At 71.6% G+C, this 7,997-nt stretch carries 9 protein-coding genes; 5 read left to right on the top strand and 4 right to left on the bottom strand.

Features of this window, described 5'->3' with window-relative positions:
• The first annotated feature begins 263 nt into the window (after positions 1-263).
• The 3 genes from VQ03_RS20815 (at position 264) to ycaC (ending at position 3,126) form a co-directional block, all read left to right on the top strand.
• Positions 264-1,100, top strand: a complete 837-nt coding sequence (locus VQ03_RS20815) for an ABC transporter ATP-binding protein (protein WP_048452817.1) — start codon at positions 264-266, stop codon at positions 1,098-1,100.
• Between the two features lie 299 nt (positions 1,101-1,399).
• Complete coding sequence (locus VQ03_RS20810) at positions 1,400-2,275, top strand: AraC family transcriptional regulator (RefSeq protein ID WP_048452816.1); 876 nt, start codon at positions 1,400-1,402, stop codon at positions 2,273-2,275.
• Positions 2,276-2,493: 218 nt separating this feature from the next.
• Complete coding sequence (gene ycaC / locus VQ03_RS20805; protein ID WP_048452819.1) at positions 2,494-3,126, top strand: isochorismate family cysteine hydrolase YcaC; 633 nt, start codon at positions 2,494-2,496, stop codon at positions 3,124-3,126.
• A gap of 19 nt (positions 3,127-3,145) precedes the next feature.
• On the opposite strand, the gene VQ03_RS20800 is transcribed toward ycaC, so the two are convergent.
• Positions 3,146-4,075: a DMT family transporter gene (locus VQ03_RS20800; RefSeq protein WP_048452815.1), complete on the bottom strand. Its 930-nt coding sequence runs from the start codon at positions 4,073-4,075 to the stop codon at positions 3,146-3,148.
• Positions 4,076-4,164: 89 nt separating this feature from the next.
• Entirely contained in the window at positions 4,165-4,395 is a 231-nt protein-coding gene (locus VQ03_RS20795; RefSeq protein ID WP_053078682.1) for a DUF1127 domain-containing protein, read from the bottom strand.
• A 125-nt stretch (positions 4,396-4,520) separates the two neighbouring features.
• On the opposite strand from VQ03_RS20795, the gene gcvA reads away from it, so the two are divergent.
• Complete coding sequence (gcvA, locus tag VQ03_RS20790) at positions 4,521-5,462, top strand: transcriptional regulator GcvA (RefSeq protein WP_048452814.1); 942 nt, start codon at positions 4,521-4,523, stop codon at positions 5,460-5,462.
• A 6-nt stretch (positions 5,463-5,468) separates the two neighbouring features.
• Here the strand turns inward: gcvA and VQ03_RS20785 are convergent, their stop codons facing one another.
• Positions 5,469-6,365, bottom strand: coding sequence for a LysR family transcriptional regulator (locus tag VQ03_RS20785; protein ID WP_048452813.1), 897 nt, complete (start codon positions 6,363-6,365; stop codon positions 5,469-5,471).
• 109 nt (positions 6,366-6,474) lie between these two features.
• Here VQ03_RS20785 and VQ03_RS20780 point away from each other — a divergent pair, with 109 nt between their 5' ends.
• Positions 6,475-7,269 (top strand): SDR family NAD(P)-dependent oxidoreductase, encoded by a 795-nt coding sequence (locus VQ03_RS20780; RefSeq protein ID WP_048452812.1) that lies wholly within the window; start codon positions 6,475-6,477, stop codon positions 7,267-7,269.
• Between the two features lie 2 nt (positions 7,270-7,271).
• On the opposite strand, the gene VQ03_RS20775 is transcribed toward VQ03_RS20780, so the two are convergent.
• The coding region (locus VQ03_RS20775; protein WP_048452811.1) for a glycosyltransferase at positions 7,272-7,997 on the bottom strand (726 nt) is incomplete at its 5' end.

Raw genomic sequence — 7,997 nt, 5'->3', positions numbered from 1 at the left:
CCCTCCCCCCTCTGCGGGGGAGGGTGCCCCGCGGATGCGGGGCGGGAGAGGGGAACCACGCTTCCGGATGAGGCGGAACCGTTGTGATGGGCGCCCCCTGGATTGGCGTCGCGCTGTCCTTCTCCGGGCCTACTCCGTAGGCCACCCTCCCCCCGTCTTAAGTCGGGCATGCCCGACTTGCGCACGTGGATGCGGACCTCGGGCAAGCCCGAGGTCCGCGGGGGGAGGTTTCGATCGTCGCATCTCACCACTGGAGCCGCCGGATGTCGCAGGTCATGACCCTCGATCGCCCGACCCAAGACGCCGCGCCGGCCCCCCTCCTCAGCTTGCGCAACGTCGAGGTCGTCTACGACGACGTGATCCTCGTCCTGCGCGGCCTGAGCCTCGACGTGCCGGCAGGCTCGATCACGGCGTTGCTCGGCGCCAACGGCGCCGGGAAGTCGACGACGCTCAAGGCCATCTCAGGCCTGCTGCGCTCGGAGGACGGCGAGGTCACCCGCGGCGAGATCGTGTTCGACGGCGCCCGGATCGACGGCATCGAGCCGGACAAGATCGTGCGCCGCGGCATCTTCCAGGTGATGGAGGGCCGCCGCATCGTCGCCGACATGACGCCCATGGAAAACTTGCGCCTCGGCGCCTTCTCGCGCCGCGACCGCGAGATCGGCCAGGACCTGGAACGGGTGCTGACCTATTTCCCGCGCCTGAAGGAGCGCACCGGCGCCGCGGGCTACCTCTCGGGCGGCGAGCAGCAGATGCTGGCGATCGGCCGCGCGCTGATGGCCCGCCCCCGCCTGATCCTGATGGACGAGCCCTCGATGGGCCTGTCCCCGCTCCTGGTGAAGGAGGTGTTCGGCATCATCCGCCAGATCAACCAGGATCTCGGCGTCACCATCCTGCTCGTCGAGCAGAATGCCCGCGCCGCTCTCTCGGTGGCGGATCGCGGCTACATCATGGAGCAGGGCAAGGTGGTGCTCGACGGCACCGTCGAGGAGCTGCGCAGCAACGAGGACGTGAAGGAATTCTACCTCGGCGGCGCCGGCGACCAGCGCAAGAGTTTTCGCAACCTGAAGAGCTTCAAGCGGCGCAAGCGGTGGATCTGACCGTTTTTCTCTCGATGCTGTTGAGATCCTCCATGTCATTCCGGGGCCGCGCAAGCGGAGCCCGGACCCGAAGGGGCGCGTAGCGCAATCCAGACACTCAGGTGAAACAGAACAGAGCGGAACGCCCTCCGCTTCATCCTTGACCATCTGCGGTTCTGGATTCCGGTCTCCGCTACGCGGCCCCGGAATGACGCGGAGGGCGCCAGGACGGTTGGGAGAAGCGAGCATTCCTCCAACCGCTATTCCCCACAGCAAGACCGGTCAGGACGCCCCCGCTCTCCGTCCGTCATGATGACGGCATGGATCGACCGCCCGCCTCCGACCGCATCGCCGACATCCTCGCCTGGATCGAGACGCGGCTCGACGAGACCTTGACGCTGGCCCGCCTCGCCGACCGCGCCGGTCTGTCGCCCCACCACTTCTCGCGCCTGTTCACCGCCCGGATGGGGCAGGGGCCGATGGCGCATGTTCGCGGGCGCCGCCTCGTGCGGGCGGCGCGCCGCCTCGTCGCGGAGCCCGACCTGAAGCTCGTCGATCTCGCCTTCGAATCCGGCTTCGAATCCCAGGAAGCCTTCACCCGCGCGTTCGGGCGCCGCTTCGGCGTCACCCCCGGCCGCGTCCGCCGCGGCCTCTCGCCCCTCCCACCCGAAGGAGATTGTTCGATGCCGCCCCTCGCCGAGACCTCCCGCGCCGTCGCCCGCCAGCCCGACCTCGTGACCCTCGACGCCTTCACGGTTGCCGGCCCGGCCCGGCGCTTCGACCAGGCGACCACGTCCGCCATCCCGGACCTCTGGTCCAGCCTGATCCGCGCCCTGCCGTTCGTCGACGGCCAAGTCCCGAGATGGACCACCTACGGCGTCGTCTGGAGCGCCGACAAAGAAGAGGGCAGCTTCGACTACATGGCCGGCGTCGGCGTGCGGCCGGAGGGGAGCCTGCCTGCCGGCTTCGTCCGGAAGACGATCCCGGCGGCGACCTACGCGGTCTTCCGGGTGACCCTGGACGGGACGGCGCTGCACCCGCAGATGAAGAGCGCCATGGCGACGATCTGGGGCGAGCTCGTCCCGGCCTCGGGGCTGGCTTTGGCCGACAGCCCGGATTTCGAACTCTATGACGGCCGTTTCGCCCCCGACCGGCCGGGCACCGTCATCGACGTGCACGTGCCCGTCATGGCCTGACGCATCTCCCGTCTCCTGCGGCGGACGGAGGCACCCGTCGCAGGGGACGGCTTGGCGACGAGAGCGCCGTCAGATCCGGTCGGACGTCATCATCCGGATCCATGAGCGATAGTTCGGAAACGATCGGTTTCTATCGTTTCTATTTTCAAGCAGAAACGTCCTGGACATACTCCCCCCATCGATACCGCGCCGCACCGGCCGCCACGATGGAGACGACGATGACCAAGCCGTATACCCGCCTCGACCTCGACCAGGCCGTCGTCCTGCTGGTCGATCACCAGGCCGGCCTGATGTCGCTGGTGCGGGACTTCGATCCGGATCGCTTCAAGAACAATGTGCTGGCGGTGGCCGACCTCGCCGCCTACTTCCAGCTGCCGACCATCCTCACCACCAGCTTCGAGGAGGGGCCGAACGGGCCGATCATGCCCGAGCTGAAGGCCAAGTTCCCGGATGCGCCCTTCATCGCCCGGCCGGGCCAGATCAATGCCTGGGACAACCCCGATTTCGTCGCCGCCGTGAAGGCCACGGGGCGCAAGCAGCTGGTCATCGCGGGCGTCGTCACCGAGGTCTGCGTCGCCTTCGTGGCCTTGTCGGCCATCGCCGAAGGCTACGAGGTCTTCGCCGTCACGGACGCGTCGGGCACCTTCAACCCGGTGGTGCGCGACGGGGCCTGGAACCGGATGTCGGCGGCGGGCGTGCAGCTGGTGAACTGGTTCGCGGTCGCCTGCGAGCTGCACCGTGACTGGCGCCGGGACGTCGAGGGGCTGGCGACGCTGCTCGGCGACCACATCCCGGATTACCGCAACCTGATGACGAGCTACGCCGCGATGCAGGGCAAATCCGCCGCCTGACCAACCCAGTCCGCGGCGGCTACGCCGCCGCCGCGGGCGCGCGCCGCCGCAGCAACCGCCCGTCGATCGCCACCAGCCCGGCCCCGATCAGCGCCATGCCGAGGAGTTGGCGCGGCACCACCGGCTCACCCAGCACCAGGGCGCCGAGGAGCAGCGCCGAGACCGGGATCAGGAAGGTGACGAGCATCAGGTTCGTCGCCCCGGCGCTCGCCAGCAGGCGGAAGAAGATCACGTAGGCGAGCGCCGTCGAGAGCGCCGCGAGGCCGAGCACCGCGGCGATCGCCGTGACGGGCGGCGGTGCCAGCGTCCAGGGCCGGTCGACCGCGAGGGCGACCGGCAGGAGCAGGACGGTCGCGGCGGTGACCTGGCCGGCAGCCGCCGAGAGCGGCGGGACGCCCATGCGCTTGAACCGGCGCCCGTAGATTCCCGCGAAGGCGTAGGAGAGCGCGGCGAGGAGCACCGCGCCCTGCGCCAGCGCCTCGCCCCCGAGCCCAGCGAGGACCGAGGGCCCGACCATCACGGCGACGCCCGAAAGGCCGGCCAGCACGCCGGCGAGACGGTGTCCCGTCAGTCGCTCGTCGTCGGTGAGCACGTGCGCCACCAGCACCCCGAAGAGCGGCGTGGTGGCGTTGAGGATCGCCGCGAGGCCGGAGGCGATGTGGGTCTGTCCCCAGGCGATGAGGCAGAACGGGACCGCGTTGTTGAGGAAGGCCGCGCCCAGGAAGGCGAGCCAGACCGAGGCGCCCCGCGGCATCGGGAGGCCGCGCACGCGGAGCACCAGGGCGAGGATCACGGCCGCGAGGCCGACGCGCAGGCTCACCAGGGTGAGCGGCGGCAGCGCGTGGAGGGCGACGCCGACGAAGAAGAACGAGCCGCCCCACAGGACCGAGAGGCCGAGGAGCAGGGCCCATTCGGACGGGGTCATGGGACGGTTGGCAGGAGGCTGCATCGCAATCGGGCTCTCCGGGGCGGGTGCCGCACCATGACGCAAGGGAGCCCCCGGCGGCATCCCGATCCTTGCGGTGCAATTCCGGGAGATCAGTCCCGCCAGAACGGCTTGTCCGCCTCGCGCACCGCATCGGCCCGCGACAGGCCGACATCCTTGAGCAAATTGTCGGGGCAGCGCAGCAGGGCGCGGCGCTCGCGCCGGCGGTCGGCCCACAATTCGAGCCGCTCGAGGAGCGAGACGGGCTGGCGCCGGCGCGGGGGCGCGAGGCGGATGGCGGGAACGAGGCACAGGTTTCCTCGGCCAGCGACGAGACTCGTCATGGCTCTCTCCGGGTCGGGCAGCAGATTGGGTGAAGGGACATTGCCTTTCGGGCAGCCGGCGATCAAACCAGATCGACTCGTCCGCTACCGTAGAAAATCTGGGTCACACCCAACTTGGATCAGCCATGGCCATCGACCGGGGTTCCCGCCGCCGCCTGCCGCCGCTGAACGCCGTGCGGGCCTTCGAAGCCGCCTCGCGCCACGCCACCTTCCACGAGGCCGGGGACGAGCTGGGGGTCAGCGCCGGCGCCGTGGCGCAGCAGGTGAAGATCCTGGAGGGCTGGTTCGGCACCGCCCTGTTCCGCCGCCTGCCGAGCCGGGGCGTCGTCCTGACCCCGGCGGGCCAGCGCTTCGCGACCGCCGCCGGCGAGCTGCTGGACGGGCTCGCCGAGGCGACCGCCCGGCTGCGGCGCCAGGGCCAGGACCACGTGCTGACGGTGAGCACCACCCATTCCTTCGCCAGCCTGTGGCTGATCCCGCGCATCGGGAGCTTTCGCGCGCAGCATCCCGATCTCGACGTGCGGGTCGTCGCCAACAACCGCCTGGTGGATTTCGCCCGCGACGACGCGGACCTGGCGATCCGGCACGGGCGCGGGCGCTATCCGGGCCTGCGCTCCGACCTCCTGATGCACGACGTCGTCTTCCCGGTCTGCAGCCCGGCGCTTCGCGACGGCGATCCGCCCTTGCGCTCGGCCCAGGACCTCGCCCGCCACACGCTCCTCCACGACGACGACCCGATCGACCTCGAGGCGGTGGGCTGGCCGCAATGGCTCGCGGCGGCGGGCGTCGCCGGGGTCGATGCGTCGCGGGGCCCGCGCTTCACCCACACCTTCATGGTGCTGCAGGTCGCCACCGCCGGTGGCGGGGTCGGCCTCGCGACCCGGGTGCTCGGGGGCGACCTCGTCTCCGGCGCCGGCCAGGCCGGAACCGGATTGCTGCGCCCCTTCCCCGACGAGGTGGCGAGCCCCTACAGCTTCTTCCTGGTCACGCCGACCGAGACCGACGCCCCGAAGGTGGCGCGCTTCCGCGAGTGGATCACCGCGCAGGCGGCGGCGTGGAACGGCTGAGCCGCCTTACGCCCGAAGGACCGCATGGGCGGCGAGGAAATCGACGAAGCAGCGGATGCGCGAGGACAGCCGCTCGTGCCCGGCATAGAGGGCGTGGATGTCCTCTGCGTCGCCGGGGCTGAACGCCTCCAGCACCGGCACGAGGCGGCCGGCCGCGATGTCCTCGTCGACATGGAAGCGGGCGAGCCGCGCCAGCCCGGCGCCGCCGAGCGCCATCATCCGCACCACCTCGCCGGAATTGCCGAAGAAGTTGCCGTGCACCGGCCGCTGCGACACCGCCCCGTCGATCAGGAACGGCCAGGTGTCGAGGGAGCGGCGGAAGCTGAAGGTGAGGCAGTTGTGCCCGGGAAGCGCGTCCGGATGGGCCGGTGCGCCGTGCCGGTCGAGATAGGACGGGGCCGCCACCACCGCGAGGCGGCTGCGGCCGAGACGCTTCGCCCGCAGGCGCGTGTCGCGCAACGGGCCGATGCGGATCGCCACGTCGGCCCTCGCCTCGACGAGGTCGACCACGTCGTCGGTGAGCGCGAGGTCGACCCGCATCCGCGGCTGCTCGCCGAGGAAGCGCGGCAGCACCGGCAGGATCACCTTCGTGCCGAACGGCACCGAGGCGTTGACCCGTAAGAGCCCGCTCGGCTGGGCGGCGTCGCGGCCGAATCCGTCCTCGATGGCGTCGAACTCGGCGATCAGCTCGCTCGCACGGGCGAGATACAGCTCGCCCTCCGGCGTCAGGGTCATCGCCCGCGTGGTGCGCCGGATCAGGCCGACGCCGAGGCGCGCCTCGAGCCGCGCCACCGCCCGGCTCACCGCCGAGGGCGTACGCCGCAACGCCTTGGCGGCGGCCGCGAAGCTGCCTCGGCGCGCCACCTGCACGAAGGCCTCCATCTCGCCCAGCCGGTTGTCCATGGGCCGCCCATTGTTGCGTCCGATGCACGATCATCGTGCCGGCCCGCGCGCTGGTCATCAATCGCCGGCGTCGTCATCTCCTGGCTCATCCTCAGCGGAGACCGGAGCCATGGACCTCAAGCTCGGCGGCAAGACCGCCCTCGTCACCGGCGCCACCGCCGGCATCGGCCTTTCCATCGCCCGCCGCCTCGCGGCGGAGGGCGCCGAGGTGGTTCTGCCGGGCCGCAACCAGGGCAAGCTCGACGCCGCGGCAGCGGCGGTCGCGGCCGAGCCGGGTGCGCGGACGCCCCGCACGATCCTGGCCGATCCGGCGACGGCGGAGGGGGCGGCGGCGCTGGTCGCGGCCCTGCCGGCGGTCGACATCCTGGTCAACAACCTCGGCATCTACGAATCGAAGGCGTTCGAGGAGATCACCGACGCGGATTGGCACCGCCTGTTCGAGGTCAACGTGGTCTCGGGCGCGCGGCTGGCCCAGGCCTATTTCCCCGGCATGCTGGCGCGGAAATCCGGGCGGATCGTGTTCGTGTCGAGCGAGTCCGGCCTCGTGCCGCCGCCCGACATGCTGCACTACGCGGTGTCGAAGACGGCGCAGCTCACCATCGCCCGCGGCCTGGCCCAGCGCACCCGCGGCACCGGCGTGACGGTAAATTCCGTGCTGCCCGGCCCGACCCGCTCGGAGGGCATCGTCGACTTCCTCAAGAGCGTCGCCTCGGACCCGACCGCGCCCGCCTCCGCGCTCGAAGCGGAGTTCTTCCGGGTCCACCGCCCGCTCTCGCTTCTCGCCCGGATGATCGAGCCGGAGGAGATCGCCGGGCTGGTGGCCTATCTCGCGAGCCCCCTCGCGGCGGCGACCAACGGGGCGAGCCTCCGGGTCGAGGGCGGCATCGTGCCGACCATCGCCTGAGGTCAGCCTCGCCGGTCGGGGATCCCGGCCAGGATCTCGCGGTAGCGCGCGAGATAGGCCGAGGCCATGCGGGTATCCGAGAAGCGGTCCCGCGCCGCGTCCCGGCAGGCCTGCGGGTCGAGGGAGGCGGCGGCCGCCACCGCCTCGGCGATCCCGGCCTCGTCCTCGACCAGGAAGCCGGTGCGGCCCGGCTCGACGATCTCCGGCAGGGCGCCGCTCGGGAACGCGACCACCGGGGTGCCGCAGGCCATCGCCTCCATGGCGACGAGGGAGCTGGTTTCCGGCGCCATGCTCGGCACGATCAGGCAGCGGGCGGCCGCGAGGAGGCGGCGCTTGCGGGCGAAGTCCAAGGGGCCGAGGAAGCGCCGGTGCCGGTCGAGGCGCGGGGCGATCTCGTCGCGGAAATAGGCCTGGTGGGCGGGGTAATCGTAGGCCTGGCCGCCGATCAGGAGCGGGAAGCCGCCGCGATGCGCCGCGGCGAGCGCGTGGTGGAGCCCCTTTTCCGGGCAGATCCGGCCGAGCGCCAGGGCAAAGCCGCGCCTGGCATGCCGCGCCCGGCCCAGGGCCTCCACCGGGACGCCGTTCGGGATCGGCGGCAGCAAAGCGGGATCGGGCGGGCAGGCCCGGGCCTGCGCCGCCGAGACGCCGTGGAGCCAGGTGCCCGGCCGCCGCGGGTGCAGCGCGTCCGGCGGGTACCAGGACGGGGGCAGGTGGAGGGTGGCCAGCAC

This window comes from Methylobacterium tarhaniae (genome assembly GCF_001043955.1).
GTDB classification, from domain to species: Bacteria; Pseudomonadota; Alphaproteobacteria; order Rhizobiales; family Beijerinckiaceae; genus Methylobacterium; species Methylobacterium tarhaniae.
This window is presented reverse-complemented; position numbering and strand designations above follow the sequence as displayed.